This window comes from Bacteroides hominis, from assembly GCF_033042785.2.
GTDB lineage: Bacteria > Bacteroidota > Bacteroidia > Bacteroidales > Bacteroidaceae > Bacteroides > Bacteroides hominis.
Genome location: NZ_CP178829.1, coordinates 4,374,750 through 4,390,302, shown reverse-complemented (window position 1 = coordinate 4,390,302; position 15,553 = coordinate 4,374,750). Strand labels below are relative to the sequence as shown.

Below are 15,553 nucleotides of genomic sequence, written 5' to 3'. Positions count from 1 at the left end.
TGTGCAATCTGTGGTGAACTCAAAGCCATTATAGTAATGATTAAACAAACTGCTGAAATATTTGAAATACTGAGTAAAGGAGGATTCATCTCTTCCGACAGTACCAATCCCAATATCCGCCAACTCTATACGGTGATCGAAGATAATCAGTCGGAGTTGTACGATTTCTTTGCCGCCATCAACTTTATCCTTGAGAGCGGGAATGAATATTATTATTTCTCCCGTCGGGAAAATAAAGTCGATCTGGAGCGTAAGTTAGAGATTGCCACCCGCTGGATTGATGTGCTTGATTTCATTAAAACCTACGATGCGGCTTTTTCATCCGGATTCCGTTTCCAGCCGGCCGATATGGTCGTAAAAGTAGGTACCGACCTGGAACTGAAAGAGAAACTCGCCGGATTAAAGAAACTTGTCGGACGGGAGAAGCACGAAGAGATGATCGATAAAATAGTGAATGACCTGAAACGTGACGGCTTCATTGAATTGGAGAACGAGATCACTTCCACCTATAAAGTAGTAGCGGCTTTCGGCTATCTGGAAGAGTTGGTCGCTTGTATTAACATATCAGAAGAAATACAGAATGAGATACCTGAATAAAATTGTTTTCATCAATAGTGCCCGTATACAATATGCCGAAATACAGATAGACGGCAATGTCCACTTTATCGGTACACAGGGGGTGGGGAAGAGTACGGCGTTACGTGCGCTGCTTTTCTTTTACAATGCCGACAAGACGAAGCTGGGCATATCAAAAGAGAAAAAGAGCTTTGACGAATATTACTTTCCGTACCTCAATTCATATATTATTTATGAAGTGACCGTAGACGATGCATCGTATTGTGTGTTGGCTTTTCGCTCCCAGGGGAGAGTTTGTTTCCGTTTTCTGGGAACGGGTTACAAAAAAGAATATTTTATTTCTCCCGAAGGAAAGGCTTACGAAGAGTGGGATCAGATACGCGATGCCCTTGGCAGCTTTGTCTATAAGAGCCGTCGCGTAGAGACGTATGAGGAGTATCGTGACATCATTTTCGGCAACAACCGGGGGCTTCCTCCGGAGTTACGGAAGTTTGCCATTACCGAGAGCCGTCAGTACCAGAATATACCGCGTACCATTCAGAATGTTTTCCTGAATTCAAAGCTCGATGCTGAGTTTATCAAGCAAACCATCATCATGTCACTGAACGAAGAAGATGTGCGTATCGATCTGGGGCAATATGCCCATCATCTGCGACGGTTCGATGAAGAGGTGACCGATATCAGCAAGTGGTTCAGGAAGAACAAGAACGGCGAGGTTACTGTTCGCCGGCAGGCTGACCGGGTAATTGAGCTTTATAGGGAAATGCATTATCTGGAGCAACAGGCGCGTACGCTGGCCGGGGAACTGAATTATACTTTCCGGATGGCACAGGAACTGCTCCCTTCACTGCAACAGAAGAAAGAGGAACTGTTGAAAGAGTTGGCAAAAGAGAAACACCAGCTTGAGGAACTTTCCGGGAAATTCCAGAGTGAGCGCGACCGTTTGCTGGGGCTTGTCAGGGTACAGAACGAGAACTTGAAAACTGCGCGTGAACGAAAGGAACGGTATGAGTCGCAGGATATTTATAATGTGTGCGACCGGGTGAATGCGGAGCCCGAAGCCATACTCCACAAACAGATGTTGGAGGAGCAGCTGACCATGTTGACTGCCCGCTTTGACGACATCAACAGCCAGTATAAGCTACTGAAGGAACAGGCTTCCAGTGCCTTTGAACGTTTCCGTAACGGTAAAAATGCTGAGCTGAATACGCTCCATTTACGTGCTATCGAACGTAAGGAGGCTGTACGAAAGGAGTACGATAAAATATTGAAAGAGGTGCGTGAGCATGAGGTAGGGAAGTTGACCCTCCTGCGAGAGCAGACAGAAAAGAAAAAAGAGGGCATCTATCAGTTGAAGATGGAACGGGAGAAGTGCCTGCACCGGACTTTCCATGAAGAAGAGTTACAGGCCTGCCGGACGGAACGTGTTGCATTGGAAAAGGAGAATCACGAATACCGGTTGAAGCTGAAAGAGGCAGAACAACAAATGGGGCTGGTACGTCGGCAATGGGAACTGGATCAGGCTGCCTGTGAGCAACAGTCGGGCGTTCGTCAGAAGGAAATAGAGCAGCAGATTGCGGTTGGTAGAGAAAAAGTGGCGGAGATAGACCGGTTACTTGATAACTGTCAGGGATCACTCTATGAATGGTTGAGCCGAAATTGTCCGGGATGGGAGAATACCATTGGTAAGGTGGTAGACGAAAAACTTGTTTTATTCAGTAAGGAACTCAATCCCCAATCTGTTCCGGATACCGGACAAGACTCTTTCTATGGCATCAAACTCGATCTTTCGGCTATCCGGAAAGAAGTGAAAAGTGTGCAGGAGTATGCCGCAGAGCAGGAAGCAATCCGTAAGGAGATACATGAATGGCAGCAGAATCTTGAGAAGTCGATAGAGGAAAAAGAGAAAGAGCTGGCTGCCATCCGGAAGAAATACCAGACTGTACTTAATACTTATAAGGAAGAGATGGCTCAGTCCGCTTACTGTATGGAACAGAATGACAAGCGTATTCAGGTTCTGAAAGCAGATGAAATCATGCTGGAGCAGAAGGCAGGCGAGGAGAAACGTATATTGCTGGAACAGTTGGAAAAACAGTTGGCTGAGGCTACACACAGTTTGCAGGAGTCAGCGGCGGAACTGGAACAGTTCAATCACTTACTTGAAACCCGAATCCGCCAGAAAGAGAAGGAACGTAACCAGAGAATGCAGGAAGAAGACACTTTGATCCGTAACAAGCAGGAGGAGATCCATCAGTCCATTGCTTCTGAAAAGAAGAAAACCGATGAACTGCTGGAGACAATGGATAAGGACCTGTTGCATGAACTTTCCGGAAAAGGGGTGGATACGGAACGTATCACTGCCCTGCGTAATGAAGTGGCCCGCACGGAACAGGAGTTAGCGTTTATCGAGCAGCACCGCCGTCTGGTTTACGATTACGAAAAAGATAAGCGGGAATTCTTCGACCGTATGGACGAATTCAGAAATGGAAAGCAGTTGGCCGAGAAAGAACTGGACGGTGAGAAAGAGAAGTTCCGCTTGAAGGAAGAAGAACTGAATCAGAAAGTAACGGGACTGAACAAGCAATTAGTTGAGACAAATACCCGCCTGAAGCATTTAGAAGAGGATATCCGGGAGACTGAGAACTTCAAAACACTCAATATTTGTCCGCCTGTACTGCAAACGGGAGTGGAAGCAGAGAGTGTGAAGCGTTGCAAAAAAGTGATAGAGGAGCTGACACAGAATCATTATCGGCAGATTGAACAAGAAAAGGACTTCCGGGAAGCGGTCGGCCGCTTTACGGGTAACTTCTCCGAACAGAATACGTTCAACTTCCGTACACGTCTTACAAAGCGCGACGAGTTTATGACCTTTGCTGCCGATCTCAAAGAGTTCATTGATAATGATAAGATCATTGACTTTGAACGTCGTTCGAATGAAGCATATACCGACTTGATTCACCGGATCGGGAAAGAGACGGCGGATATGCTTTCAAAAGAAGGGTTGATTCGCAAAACTATCAACGACATCAACAGTGACTTTGTGGAACGCAATTTCGCCGGGGTCATCAAAAGCATTGCCTTACAGATTGTACCCAGTGGCAATCGTATCATGCAACATTTTGTTACCATCAAAGAGTTTTGCGACCGGAATCAACCGGGTGCTCTGGGCATGTTTAGCCTGTTCGGTCAGGAGGAGCTTGTGGAACAGAATCGGCAGGCGGTAAGTTTATTGCAGTCGCTGGTGAAAGAACTGGCACTGAACAAGGAAAAGGAACTGACGCTTTCTGATACTTTCGAACTTCAGTTTCGCATTGTGGAGAACGATAATGACAGCGGATGGGTGGAGAAACTGGCAAATGTAGGTTCCGATGGAACGGATATTCTGGTGAAGGCCATGATTAACATCATGTTGCTGAATGTGTTCAAGGAAAAGGCATCGCATCAGTTCAACGATTTCAAGCTTCACTGCATGATGGACGAGATCGGAAAACTGCATCCCAATAATATTAAAGGTATTTTGGACTTTGCCAATAACCGGAATATTATCCTGGTGAATAGTTCGCCTACTTCTTACCGGGCAAGCGATTACAAATATACTTATATCCTGAATAAAGACAAGCGAAATATTACAAGCGTGACACGGCTGATAAAGCAAGAGGTGAGGGAGTAATTTCCCTCACTCACATCTGCAAAAGTCGTTGGCTCCGCAAGTACATCGCGGGAGCAACTGCTCCTGCAGAATATATTTTCATACCTTTTCCAAACGAGGAAAGAAGAGCCTGTGCGATCCGGCTGCGGCAACTGTCAGCATTGCTGAGGATTAATATGTTCATAATAATGTATAGTTTTCCTATTAACAGTGTTAACTCGGAATGAATGATTCTGATTGTTTGCAAACAAAGGACTTCTTTTGCACAGTTAAAGGACAAGTCTTTTGTTTGTAGAAAACAAGTTTTAATACAGTGTTAAAACACGTTTTCCGGAATTTGTTTGTTTGGAGTGATAAACTGTTTAACCTCAATGATATCTCTACATTGCGGATGATCTTTTATTAAGGCCGCCTCCTTGAAAGATTTGAGTAGATACTTGCTAATTTAGTAACTATATCTTTCTCAGAATCTCCATGCCAAAATCCGGCTGGTTTTACTACCTTGGTGCATCTCGATAATCTTATGTTCAGATATACCGACTGATTTGAGTTTGGCGGTCAGTTTACCCAGGTTCTTTTCTTTCGATACCAGACTGGTGAACCATTCGCAATTCTTTCGGTAGTTCCGGCTCTCTTCGATCATGGTCAGCAGAAAGCGAAGTTCTCCACCTTCGCACCAGAGTTCGTTGGCATTGCCTCCGAAGTTGAGCCGGGCTTTGGTTATTTTTCTCCCCTTTAGGCTACTGAGTTTACGCAGCGTCCCGTCTTCAGCTTCTTCTCTGGAACTGTGGAAAGGAGGATTACAGATGGTTACATCGAAGTATTCATCCGGAGCAATGATCCCTTCAAATATCTTTCGGCTATCCCGTTGCAGCCGGAGTTCTATTTTATGGGCCAGTGCCGGATTGCAAGTTACAATCTTTCGTGCATTATCAATGGAGATAGGATCAATATCGGAACCGACGAAAGTCCATCCATATTCTGTTTGTCCGATAATGGGGTAGATACAGTTGGCACCTACACCGATATCAAGACACCTGCATGGGTGAGTGGCTTTTGTTGCTGCTTCTGTCTGTATCGGGTTTTCGGGTTGAATCAAATCCGCTATGTAATGGATATAGTCTGCTCTTCCCGGAATGGGCGGACACAGGTAATTCTTAGGAATATCCCAGTATCGTATGCCGTAACAGCTTATCAACAAGGCTTTGTTGAGTGCCTTCACCGCCTGCGGATTAAAGAAATCGATACTTGTCGTCCCGTATGCGTTCGGTGCGACGAACTTCTTCAATGGGGGATACTCTTCCATCAGTCTTGAAAAATCGTACTGTCCGTTATGCTTGTTCCTTTTATGTAATTCGTTTCTCTCTGCCATGCGGGCAAAGATACAGAGAATCTTTCGGCCGACAAATCGGGCTTGATTAAAAATGCGTATCTTTGCCGGCGAATTAAAAAAGAGCCAACCGTTGAAGTTACTTATCTTATATCTGGTAATCGTGAACACCGTTTCTTTTGTTATGTACGGTATCGATAAACGGAACGCATCCCGAAAACGATGGCGTACTCCCGAAGTCCACCTGCTGGGAATAGCCGTAGCGGGAGGGTCGTTAGGTGCATGGGCAGGGATGTATACGTTTCGGCATAAGACACGGCATCTTAAATTTAAGTATGGTATACCGGTAATTGGGGTATTGCAGGTGGGGATGGCGGTATATTATTTCTTGTCAGAATTCATATAGGGACGAATGTCTTTTAAGAGTGATTCTAAATACATTTGCAATGTCCTTTACTGTGTTTTTCCACTCGATTCTCTTCTATGCCTTTGGAATTGCTGACTACTTTTTCTATCATTTTTTTACAGTGTCACATTTGTAAAACCCTTTTCTCTCTACCCGTATTTAATAAGAGATGTCGTTTTAAAACCAGATAATATCATTATCTTAATTTAATTCCCAGTTTTTGTAATCTGGAACGTATCGCTCCGTCATTCCGTTCGAATATCTCTGTCAGTTCGTTAATGGTTTTGCCTTCCGCATACAACCGGAGAAGATAATCATCTGCACTCTTTTCCCATGGCAAATAGGCGTTGCCATACTCTTCTCTTTTGAAACTAAGAGTCTGTTTTTGCTTTATAGGGTTCAATCCCCAATATTCAATAGCTCGGTCTAATTCTTGTTTGAACTGGAGTATTTCATCCTTGTTGATGAAAATCGTTTCTCTGTGGAAACCCTTATTTCCTTGATGTTTACTTTGGGTAATTTTTAGATATTCTTGTCCGCTTAAGTCCTGTTTAATATCTAAAAAGAGTTCTCCTCCTTTTGTGGATGTCCTATAGGTTATAACATCACTGTCTGCCGCTCTCTCCATAAGGGTAGGTTCTGTCGGCAGGTAATTCGAATTGTGTAAAAATGTAATGTTTGTTTTTCCGCTAATTTGTCTGTCGATATTTCCTCCTGGTTTACAATAACCGATTATAACATGGTCCGCAAATGAAAGTATTATTTTATTCCGGTCATAGGCTGATTGATGATTAATTCTGTGTACCTGGCTATTACAGGCAGTTACTATCAATAGCCTCTTCTCTTTGAGTGCCAACTTAATATGATTACTCCATTCTTCTTTCATGCTTTCAGCCAGTACCAGAATGACTGGTATTTTCTTCTCCAATAGTATATTAAAGACCTCTTGTTCCATTTTTGAATGATTTCCGCAAAGGATGCAATCTCTTTCCGGTAATAATTGATTTGCCCAGCGATAAATAGATGCTGTTTTATTTTCAGGTACTTGCCGGGAACATAAGAAAGCAATTTTCTTCTTCGATATGAGTGCACTGTTACCTGATTGGTAGAGTTGGGGAGTGGTGTTCATTTTATATGCTGATAATTGTTTTTCAATGTATTAATTGTTAATTGTCTTATCGTTATGGGACTTACATTCCGGTGATTAACAAAGGTAGGGAAAATATTTAAGATTAGTCTTTATTACTTTTAATTTCCTCCTTTCCCACATTCTTTTATTACTTTTGCATCCATTATCTTCGAAACCCAATACCGCAGTCATTATGAAAAGTATAGAAGTCGTAGCAGCCGTTATCAGATCTGGAGGAAAATATCTTTGTGTACAACGGGGACGGACTAAATTTTCATATACTTCTTTCAGGTACGAATTTCCGGGTGGAAAAGTGGAGAAAGGTGAATCTTTGCAGGAAGCACTTCAAAGAGAAATTATGGAAGAAATGGATTATACTATCGAAGTGGGAGAAAAGCTTTTGACAGTCCATCACATCTATCCTGATTTCGAAATTACGATGCACGCTTTTCTATGTCATCCTATCGGGGAGCAATATGTATTGAAAGAACATATTGCTGCACAGTGGCTCTTTCCTGGGGAGATGGCAACTTTGGACTGGGCGGAAGCGGATAAACCGGTAGTAAAAAAGATTTCGGAACAATAAAAAAGTATGTTTAATTACGTGATATCAAGACGCATCTCTCTCCAGAGATATAAGTTTATACCTTTTTTCTACTCTCTCCAATAATGATCGAATAATAACTTTATGGAAAGGACGAATCACGAAAAAGTAGAGTTTTCCCAAACGGTTGTGGTATTTGACTATCGTGGTGATTCGTAAAGTTTGGCTGTTGGCTTTGGAAACCTTACACCAAAGGGATACGTAGAAAGTCAAGTGTTTATCGGACATGCCAAAGATTATTTCGTGTTGATTTCTTTCACACTCCATATCCGTGATTCGTTTGTTTGTATTGAGTCCGAGAGGCTTGACTATACTATTTCTTACTTTTAGAAGCCGGATAATCCAGAAGGGTAGTTGGTTAAAAGCTATATCTGCAAACTCGTCAGTGGAGATTGCATTCTTATTATGCAACTCTTTTGAAAAGGAGTCATAATAATCTGCCGGAAGATAGTTCTCAATTAGGCTGTCTGGATTAGTTTCTTGTTGCTTCATAGATCTGATTTCTTATGATTATGGGTTTTATTGTATCATGGTACGTCATGGCGTATTATATAATATCATGAAAATTAATTAGTTATTTAAGAACATATATATGTGTCGGTTAATAAGATCGTGTTGTTCTGCCGATCCGTTTTCTCCCATGTTACTGTGTGTAACTCCATCCAGTCGCACAACTTCTATTCGAAATTTCTGTTGCTCCTCGCTGGTTGGGAGTACACCCGGATCAGCATCATAATCACATCCTCTCAACGTGTATATCCGTGGCTTTTGTGTTCTTGGGATTATCATTCTCCGGTGGTCCATTGAGATAGCTTTCATTATCAGTTCCGGATGATTTGTTGCGGTGAGCATGGTTATATCACCTCCGTTTGAATGACCTATCACACAAAGTTTCTCCCATTGCAGGTTCGGTTTTAGCTTCTTAAACTCCCGGATTGTAAAGAGAATATTTTCTTCTCCTCTTTTCCAGTTAGGCATACGGGTTTCCATAAAATTTCCTTCCATAGCCAAAAGAGGATCATCGGACAATTCATGTTGGATACTTATCACATAATATCCTTTTTCTGCCAAAAAACGAGTCAGATATGAATAACTCTGGTTCGATTTATCGTTCTTGTTTCCGTCATATCCATGGTTGAATATAATGACTCCGGTCCTGGCGCTTTCTTTTTTTGGCCGGTAAACAGCTACCGGCACTATCCGGTTACGTCTTGAATCAAACAGGCTGGTTGTGAATTCTGTTTGTGCGTACACTTCTGCCAATGAGAGTAAAAGAAGCAGTATGGTGAATCCTTTTTTCATGTTGTCCCGTATGCTTGATGAACATGTTGCTATCTCACAAGTCCATTCTTACTGAAATCATAAAATGCTTCGATCTTTTCCTCCGTATCGGCTTTCAATGCTAATAGCAACTCACGGGTGAATTCCAGATAACCGGTACCGTTTGCCGTAACTATGTTCTTATCACCGACAGCTTGCTTTTCCAGGTAACCATCTTCGTTGGTATATCGTTCTCCGCCCCACTGTTTGAGCACGGCAAGGGTGTTTCCGGTATGCTTAACATTGTTTAGGAAGCCTGGGCGCACAGAAATGAAGCAGCGTTGCAGATACCGCCAATCACTTTCCCTTTTTCAAAAGCATCCTGGACGATGGGGAATACACGTTCTGCTTCAGGAGACTGCCATTGCATACCACCAATTAGGACCAAGGCAGCATAATCGGAAGGAAGGTTGTCGAAACTGTAGTCCGGCAGAGTACGGAAACCACCCAAAGAGCAGACTGGATCCAAAGTGGGGGCTACTGTTTTGACTACGTACTTGATTTCACTGCCCGGCATTAGTCCGGAATGAAGGGACGCTGCTACGAAAGCACTTTCCCAATCGGCATACTCGTTGAGAATGATAAATAATACTTCTTGTTTCATTGTTTTTTTGTTTTTATAATTGAATAGTGACTGTGAGGGGCTTATTTCATTACCTGGCATCCCCTGCAATAATAAATGCTTCCTCCCAGATAGTTCTCTTTCACAATGGTTTCACCACATTTGGGGCACGCATGTCCCGCTGTATTTTTTGACAGGGAGGCTACATATTGCCCGGGAACTCCAAACAAATCAGTTTCGGTGCTTCGTCCGCCCAGGCGGTAGATATCTTGTAGTGTCTCTTTCACTTGTTCGTACATTTTCTCCTTTTCCTCTGCGCCCAGTTTGTCGATCTTTGTTTTTGGATGGATATGCGCATGGTACAGGATGTCTTGCAATACTCCGTTGCCCAGTCCGGGAATTGTCTGTTCCGTGGCCAGAAAAGCTTTTGCCGATTTCTTCTGTGCATCCGGCGCATTTACCAATCCAAGAAAGTACTCCTTGTCAAAGGCGTCCGACATCACTTGTGGCTTTGTTCTGGCCGTTTCGTAATAGGCGGCCAATGGTGCGTCAAAATGCCCTCGGGTAAAGCACAACAGTGCTCCGTACATCCGTACAGATGCTAACAGGCAACTTTCGTCATCGAATGCCACCAGCAGTTGATGTTTGGAGGGTAACTTCGCTCCCGGTTCGAAATAACGAAGATTGACCCCGTCTGTCAAAACCAACATCGTGTCTCCAGCCGTTAGTTCGACCATTCCGCCTTGTGGGCAGGCTTTGTCAATGGTCTTGCCAACCAGGCGTTCGGCACACTCTTCCGGTTTACCATAAAACCAGGCAAATTTATGTGGTGTATATTGGGCGAATACATCCGTGATTCGTTTGCCGCATACGGTTTTGTTCAGTTGCTCGCACAGCAGGCGAGCTTCGGGAGCTTCTATCATGGGCGAAAGGATTAAAAGGTTTATAGATGCACAAAGATACGATTCTTTTAAAAAAAAGAGAATATAATAGGAAAATAAGGCAGCGTTACTTATAACGCTGTAAGTCGAAACATACTAATTCCCTTGCTTTCATCTAATATTATTAAGTAGTTAATCAGGATTAGCTGAATCTATTAGAAGTATAATTTATTGGTCTTTAATATTATACTCAAATTGATATTGATAACTAAATATGCATTGGTACTTAATATATTAATATTTAAACAAGGGAATTATCCTTAAAAAGGCTTCAATCTATAAGATTCTTAAATTCTACTTTAAGGTAGTCTTCCATACCTCTCTTTTGATCTATAATGGTTTTACCGGTATGCAGATGTCAACAATGTGTTTCTTTTGCGGATGGGTGGTGTAGTCGTTGTGGTACAATTCATACGCACATCCATCTCCTTGCTGGTAGCCGCTTTCGGTGAACCAATGGCACATGGTGTTCCATGCCTTCTGAAACTCGTCCATTCCAAGTTCGAAATGCCCGACTGCATACTGACCGCCCGGAATCGTCATCTTACCGATTTCGCCTTCTACCTTCACCTCTTTGTCGACAATGATGCAGGCACTTTGCCTGATTTTGTCTTCATCGGTGATCGAAGGATCGTCGTGTGTGACGGTAGCGGTTTTAGTAACATTAGGCGTGTACAATCCCCTGGGTGTTGCCCATTGTCCCAATTTTGCGTAAGCCTGGCCAATCAGGTGGAACGGGCCGATGTGGCGGCAATAGATCGCCTTCATTTCCGGCATTTCTTTTACTTCTACAATTGATTCCATAAAATATAGTTGTTTTAGTTTTACACCGCAAAGGTCGAAATTTGCCACTGCACTGTGTGTTATATTCTTGCGGATCGCTTGCCCGTTCTTGCTAAATAGGTTTCCTTCGAATACATAGACCGGCTTATCCGTTCGGCTGAACTGGGTAGGGGTGATGCCGAAATACTTTTTGAAGGTCCGGCAGAACAGGGATGTACTGCCGAAACCGCAGCTGTAAGCAATCTCGGTGATGGACGGGAAGGGATCTTTCTGTAATTTCCATGCTGCCTTCTCCACCCTGAGACGCTGGATGTAGTCGGTCGGTGTTTCACCTATCAGAAAGGTAAATATCCGGTGGAAATGAAAGGGTGAAAAGTTGGCAACGGCAGCGATGTCTTTCAGTTCGATCGGTTGCTCCAGGTTCCGGTCGATGAAATCCATCACCCTATTAATCCTGGAATGATGTTCTATCCTGCTTCTTTCTTGTATATTCATGCCTGTTTGTTTTGGTGGACAAAAGTACGTTCTAAATATCAGCTGCGTTTGTCCATTCTTGCTTTTCTTTGTCTCTTTTTTCCTATCCCTTCTTTTTCCCGTACCTTATCTTTGCCATGATGATCTAAAAAACAATATATTTGTAGTCTATGCAATCATTCAGAATCATAAAACCTGCTGCGGCACTTGTCCCTTATGTCCGGCATTACTGGGTATTGAGCGACGATGCGCTTGCGCCGGTATCCGAACGGACGCTGCCCGTGGGGTGCGTCCAGATGGTCTTTCACCGGGGGCGGCAACTGCTTTCGCTGACCGAAGGCCGGTTGCAACCCTCTTCTTTCATCAGCGGGCAGTCGTTCGGCTATTCCGATGTTGAGTCTACAGGGATGCTGGAGATGATCGTAGTCGTTTTTCAGCCCTTTGCCGCAAAAGCTTTCCTTCACATGCCTGTTAGCGAGTTTCGTGGGATGAATGTAAATACCGAAGAGACGGACGATCCTCAGTTGGCTGATCTGGGCAGGTGGGTAGCCGATATGCCGGATCAGGCAGCGTGCATCCGCCTGATAGAAGAGTTTCTGTTAAGCCGTCTCTACGCTTTTCCCGAATACAACCTGAAGCGGGTTTCGACCGCTTTGGGGGCGGTAACCCTCCATCCGTACATCCGTACGGCACAACTGGCGGACGTAGCCTGCCTGAGCAATAAGCAGTTTGGGCGGGTGTTTGCGGAGTATGTAGGCGCTACTCCCAAGGAGTTTCTGCGCATTGTGCGGATGCAGCGGGCGTTGTACACCCTGCAATGCCAGCCGGGCATTTCGTTTGCGCAACTGGCCTACGAATGTGGCTTTTTCGACCAATCGCACATGATTAAGGAGTTCAAACTCTTCTCGGGATATACTCCGGTGGAATATTTGGCTGTTTGCGCTCCTTATTCCGATTATTTCTCCGTGGAGGAATGATGTCTGTTTTTTACTATCCGGGGCGGGTGCTTTGCCCTACTTTTGCGGTGTGCTTGGGAGACGTGACTTCCGGCATACAGTATTCATCTTATTAATAGAAAAAACATGGAAAAGTTTATTGCGTTTTTTGAGATTCCGGCGGCAGATTTCCACCGGGCGGTAGGATTTTATGAAACAGTGTTGGACATCAAATTGGCGGTCTCGGAGTATGAAGAGGAGAAGATGGCCTGCTTCATGGAGCAGGGCGAAGCGGTGGGAGCGGTGTCGTGGGCACCCGATTTCCTGCCTTCGGAGCGGGGAACATTGATTCACTTCTATTGCGAAGAGATCGGCAAGTCGCTGGAACGTGTCCTGAAGAAAGGCGGGAAAGTCATTATCCCCGAGACGAAGATTGGCGCTGAAGGCAGGGGGCATTTCGCTGTTTTTGCCGATAGCGAAGGAAACCATATCGGTTTGTATTCGGATAAATAGCAGGTGTGAGTGATTCTCACTATATTTGCCCGAAATTGAAGTATGTATAGAGAATATCAACCTTGTGGACTGCTGGCTCCTTACGTCGATAAAATTTGGGAGTTCAAAGGAAGTCCTGAGTATGGGATGCGTATCAACGTCCTGCCGGATGGGTGTACCGATTTGATTTTCGCTTTGGGCGGGATAACACAACCGGTAGGCAACGAAGGACGGATCATGCCGTCTTGCCGTTCGTTTTTCGTGGGACCGATGAAACGTTATTCGGAGTTGGTTGCGTATACCGAAACGGTTCACATGGTTGGTATTCGTTTTCATCCTTGCGGATTATTCCGGTTCATGGACTTGCCCGTGCAGGAGTTGGCCGGTCAGCGGATCGGCAGTGCCGACTTGGGAATCAAGCTGTTCGATGATTCGTTTACAGAGCGACTCTACGAGCTTCCGGATTTGCGGAGCAGGATTCAGTGTATTGAGACAGTATTGGTGCGGTCGATGTACAAGCACGATGTAGTGGACAAACAGATTGTTTTTGCGGTAAACCACATTCATTTGTACCACGGTCAGCGGGAGATCCGTTTGCTGGCAGAAGATGCCTGTTTGTGTCAACGGCATCTGGAACGGAGATTCAAGCTGTTTACCGGATTTACTCCTAAAGAATACAGTCGGATTGTGAAGTTCAGGCAGGCGATCGATCTGCTGAAAAGTACGACGGAGGCAAATAACCTGCTCTCGGTAGCGGTGAATGCCGGATATTACGATGTTTCGCACTTCCTGAAAGAGGTTAAGACACTGTCCGGCGGTACGGCAGAATCATTCCTTTCTCCGACCTTACCGCAAGAGGGGCTGCTGACGTATATTGAGAAATAAAATATCGGTTGGGTGATAAAGGAAATCTCCTTTAGAAAAGCGTTTCGGATTTAGTTTCGGGTACAGGCATTGTATCGCGAGCGTAAAATAAACTATGTCTGTAAGAAATTTAGTCTGCTTCTTATTCTGTAAAAGTCGTTTTTTTACAACGCCGGGGTAGGTGGGCAAGCTTATATTTGCAGGGATTATCAATCTAAATATCATATACAATGAAGTCATTAAACGAAAGAGCAGCAGATTTGCTGCAAGGTTGTGAAACGGTAATACTCAGTTCAGTCAATCAAGAGGGATATCCCCGCCCTGTCCCTTTGAGCAAGATTGCTTCGGAAGGTATTTCTGAGATTTGGATGGCAACCGGAGAACATTCTGTGAAAACGAAAGATTTCCGGAGCAACCCGAAAGCGGGTCTTTGTTTCTACGAACAAGGGAATAGCGTTGCCCTGACGGGTGAAGTGGAGGTAGTGACAGATGCCGGACTCAAACAGAAGTATTGGCAAGACTGGTTTATCGCCCATTTTCCAAAGGGACCGACTGATCCGGAATACGTTTTACTGAAGTTCCGTTCTGAGCATGCCACGTTCTGGATCGACGGACAATTCGTCCATCGGAACATTTAACCCGTTACTCTGTATTCTGCTTCTTTTATGGTAAATCTTTTAGCTTCTGAGAGGTAGGTACAAAAAAACGGTACTTCGATTCACATCGCAGCACCGTCACAACACAAACACAAAATAAAACACGACAAAACTACTATGCAATCTTACCTGTCTATGCCGGGGAGGCATACGGTGCGACTATTATGGATATTCCCATAGGCATAAAGCGCTTCAGGCCGATTTGCATAATTATAAACGCAGAAGAAATCAATTTTGTTCAGGAGTGAGCAAAAAAAAATGTATTTTTTTCGAGTTATATGTATTTTCCCAAGTCTATGGCCGGCTCTCAATAGGCTATAACCGTGTATCGGGCACATTCAATAGAATCGCGTAGTTTGTTCGGTTCACATGGATATCTTTTAGTAAAGTGATGGAATATGTTTCAACCGTATTTCCCTGTGTTTCCTCTTTTTGCCTGATGACAAAAGATACATCCTTAGTTTTACTGACCAGTACTAACAATTCGATTAAGTGACGTAAATATTTGCTGCTGATCCAGATATTCTCTCGATGTATCTTATTATACTGATTGATTAGTAAATTCTTTGCTATTAAATATCGGTAATAGAATATTCTGAGTTAAGAATCGATCGATTGGATGATTTTCTTCTCAGAGTATCGATTAATATCGTCTACGAACAAGAAGATTCTCAAGTCCTTCGTGCACTTGTCCCGTGTTTTAATCAGAGTTTTAAGTTCCTTTTTAAATTTTGTAGTTTTATCATGGAAACTAACTCCCTTGTTAAATTGTGGACAATCATTAAGCTCTGTCTCTATTATGTTCAATCAAAGGTAGTGAGAAATATTATTG

General features: G+C 43.8%; 15 protein-coding genes and 1 pseudogene. 8 read left to right on the top strand and 8 right to left on the bottom strand.

The window, feature by feature from the left end:
- Positions 1–36: 36 nt before the first annotated feature.
- Positions 37–597 carry a condensin complex protein MksE gene (locus tag R3O62_RS18640; protein ID WP_005780122.1) on the top strand — a complete coding sequence of 187 codons (561 nt, stop codon included), beginning with the start codon at positions 37–39 and terminating at the stop codon, positions 595–597.
- Complete coding sequence (locus R3O62_RS18635; RefSeq protein WP_317472785.1) at positions 581–4,246, top strand: ATP-binding protein; 3,666 nt, start codon at positions 581–583, stop codon at positions 4,244–4,246. Before R3O62_RS18640 ends, R3O62_RS18635 begins: the two co-directional genes overlap by 17 nt.
- Before the next feature lie 10 nt (positions 4,247–4,256).
- Here the strand turns inward: R3O62_RS18635 and R3O62_RS18630 are convergent, their stop codons facing one another.
- Both R3O62_RS18630 and rlmF read right to left on the bottom strand, forming a co-directional pair.
- On the bottom strand, positions 4,257–4,409 hold the full coding sequence (locus tag R3O62_RS18630; protein ID WP_317472835.1) for a hypothetical protein: 153 nt from the start codon (positions 4,407–4,409) through the stop codon (positions 4,257–4,259).
- Between the two features lie 279 nt (positions 4,410–4,688).
- Positions 4,689–5,597, bottom strand: a complete 909-nt coding sequence (gene rlmF, locus R3O62_RS18625; RefSeq protein ID WP_317472784.1) for a 23S rRNA (adenine(1618)-N(6))-methyltransferase RlmF — start codon at positions 5,595–5,597, stop codon at positions 4,689–4,691.
- A gap of 91 nt (positions 5,598–5,688) precedes the next feature.
- Between rlmF and R3O62_RS18620 the strand changes: the two genes are divergently transcribed.
- Positions 5,689–5,961, top strand: coding sequence for a DUF1294 domain-containing protein (locus tag R3O62_RS18620; RefSeq protein ID WP_032535829.1), 273 nt, complete (start codon positions 5,689–5,691; stop codon positions 5,959–5,961).
- A gap of 196 nt (positions 5,962–6,157) precedes the next feature.
- Here the strand turns inward: R3O62_RS18620 and R3O62_RS18615 are convergent, their stop codons facing one another.
- Positions 6,158–6,916, bottom strand: coding sequence for a DUF3276 family protein (locus tag R3O62_RS18615; RefSeq protein WP_227559659.1), 759 nt, complete (start codon positions 6,914–6,916; stop codon positions 6,158–6,160).
- 367 nt (positions 6,917–7,283) lie between these two features.
- Here R3O62_RS18615 and R3O62_RS18610 point away from each other — a divergent pair, with 367 nt between their 5' ends.
- Positions 7,284–7,676, top strand: coding sequence for a (deoxy)nucleoside triphosphate pyrophosphohydrolase (locus R3O62_RS18610; protein WP_032530654.1), 393 nt, complete (start codon positions 7,284–7,286; stop codon positions 7,674–7,676).
- A gap of 24 nt (positions 7,677–7,700) precedes the next feature.
- Here the strand turns inward: R3O62_RS18610 and R3O62_RS18605 are convergent, their stop codons facing one another.
- The 5 genes and pseudogenes from R3O62_RS18605 to R3O62_RS18585 all read right to left on the bottom strand — a co-directional run bounded on the left by R3O62_RS18605 (position 7,701) and on the right by R3O62_RS18585 (position 11,795).
- Positions 7,701–8,186: a DUF2867 domain-containing protein gene (locus R3O62_RS18605; protein WP_234071108.1), complete on the bottom strand. Its 486-nt coding sequence runs from the start codon at positions 8,184–8,186 to the stop codon at positions 7,701–7,703.
- A 78-nt stretch (positions 8,187–8,264) separates the two neighbouring features.
- The gene (locus R3O62_RS18600; protein ID WP_005807303.1) at positions 8,265–8,996 is read right to left on the bottom strand and encodes an alpha/beta hydrolase; all 732 of its coding nucleotides are present in this window, start codon (positions 8,994–8,996) and stop codon (positions 8,265–8,267) included.
- Between the two features lie 29 nt (positions 8,997–9,025).
- Positions 9,026–9,618 (bottom strand): annotated as a pseudogene (locus R3O62_RS18595) (type 1 glutamine amidotransferase family protein).
- A 41-nt stretch (positions 9,619–9,659) separates the two neighbouring features.
- The gene (locus R3O62_RS18590) at positions 9,660–10,499 is read right to left on the bottom strand and encodes a formamidopyrimidine-DNA glycosylase (RefSeq protein WP_005780101.1); all 840 of its coding nucleotides are present in this window, start codon (positions 10,497–10,499) and stop codon (positions 9,660–9,662) included.
- A gap of 348 nt (positions 10,500–10,847) precedes the next feature.
- Entirely contained in the window at positions 10,848–11,795 is a 948-nt protein-coding gene (locus R3O62_RS18585) for an AraC family transcriptional regulator (protein ID WP_317472783.1), read from the bottom strand.
- 149 nt (positions 11,796–11,944) lie between these two features.
- On the opposite strand from R3O62_RS18585, the gene R3O62_RS18580 reads away from it, so the two are divergent.
- The 4 genes from R3O62_RS18580 to R3O62_RS18565 all read left to right on the top strand — a co-directional run bounded on the left by R3O62_RS18580 (position 11,945) and on the right by R3O62_RS18565 (position 14,703).
- Positions 11,945–12,751 carry an AraC family transcriptional regulator gene (locus R3O62_RS18580; RefSeq protein WP_193683738.1) on the top strand — a complete coding sequence of 269 codons (807 nt, stop codon included), beginning with the start codon at positions 11,945–11,947 and terminating at the stop codon, positions 12,749–12,751.
- 105 nt (positions 12,752–12,856) lie between these two features.
- Complete coding sequence (locus R3O62_RS18575) at positions 12,857–13,222, top strand: VOC family protein (RefSeq protein ID WP_005807290.1); 366 nt, start codon at positions 12,857–12,859, stop codon at positions 13,220–13,222.
- Between the two features lie 42 nt (positions 13,223–13,264).
- Entirely contained in the window at positions 13,265–14,086 is an 822-nt protein-coding gene (locus tag R3O62_RS18570) for a helix-turn-helix domain-containing protein (protein WP_022012416.1), read from the top strand.
- Between the two features lie 209 nt (positions 14,087–14,295).
- Positions 14,296–14,703 (top strand): pyridoxamine 5'-phosphate oxidase family protein, encoded by a 408-nt coding sequence (locus R3O62_RS18565; RefSeq protein ID WP_005780089.1) that lies wholly within the window; start codon positions 14,296–14,298, stop codon positions 14,701–14,703.
- The last annotated feature ends 850 nt before the right edge of the window (positions 14,704–15,553 follow it).

What these genes read in the sequence shown, in the direction of transcription:
- R3O62_RS18640 (WP_005780122.1), top strand. Translation starts at nt 37, where the DNA reads ATGATTAAACAAACTGCTGAAATATTTGAAATACTGAGTAAAGGAGGA.
- R3O62_RS18635 (WP_317472785.1), top strand. Translation starts at nt 581, where the DNA reads ATGAGATACCTGAATAAAATTGTTTTCATCAATAGTGCCCGTATACAA.
- R3O62_RS18630 (WP_317472835.1), bottom strand. Translation starts at nt 4,409, where the DNA reads ATGAACATATTAATCCTCAGCAATGCTGACAGTTGCCGCAGCCGGATC.
- rlmF (WP_317472784.1), bottom strand. Translation starts at nt 5,597, where the DNA reads ATGGCAGAGAGAAACGAATTACATAAAAGGAACAAGCATAACGGACAG.
- R3O62_RS18615 (WP_227559659.1), bottom strand. Translation starts at nt 6,916, where the DNA reads ATGGAACAAGAGGTCTTTAATATACTATTGGAGAAGAAAATACCAGTC.
- R3O62_RS18610 (WP_032530654.1), top strand. Translation starts at nt 7,284, where the DNA reads ATGAAAAGTATAGAAGTCGTAGCAGCCGTTATCAGATCTGGAGGAAAA.
- R3O62_RS18605 (WP_234071108.1), bottom strand. Translation starts at nt 8,186, where the DNA reads ATGAAGCAACAAGAAACTAATCCAGACAGCCTAATTGAGAACTATCTT.
- R3O62_RS18600 (WP_005807303.1), bottom strand. Translation starts at nt 8,996, where the DNA reads ATGAAAAAAGGATTCACCATACTGCTTCTTTTACTCTCATTGGCAGAA.
- R3O62_RS18590 (WP_005780101.1), bottom strand. Translation starts at nt 10,499, where the DNA reads ATGATAGAAGCTCCCGAAGCTCGCCTGCTGTGCGAGCAACTGAACAAA.
- R3O62_RS18585 (WP_317472783.1), bottom strand. Translation starts at nt 11,795, where the DNA reads ATGAATATACAAGAAAGAAGCAGGATAGAACATCATTCCAGGATTAAT.
- R3O62_RS18580 (WP_193683738.1), top strand. Translation starts at nt 11,945, where the DNA reads ATGCAATCATTCAGAATCATAAAACCTGCTGCGGCACTTGTCCCTTAT.
- R3O62_RS18575 (WP_005807290.1), top strand. Translation starts at nt 12,857, where the DNA reads ATGGAAAAGTTTATTGCGTTTTTTGAGATTCCGGCGGCAGATTTCCAC.
- R3O62_RS18570 (WP_022012416.1), top strand. Translation starts at nt 13,265, where the DNA reads ATGTATAGAGAATATCAACCTTGTGGACTGCTGGCTCCTTACGTCGAT.
- R3O62_RS18565 (WP_005780089.1), top strand. Translation starts at nt 14,296, where the DNA reads ATGAAGTCATTAAACGAAAGAGCAGCAGATTTGCTGCAAGGTTGTGAA.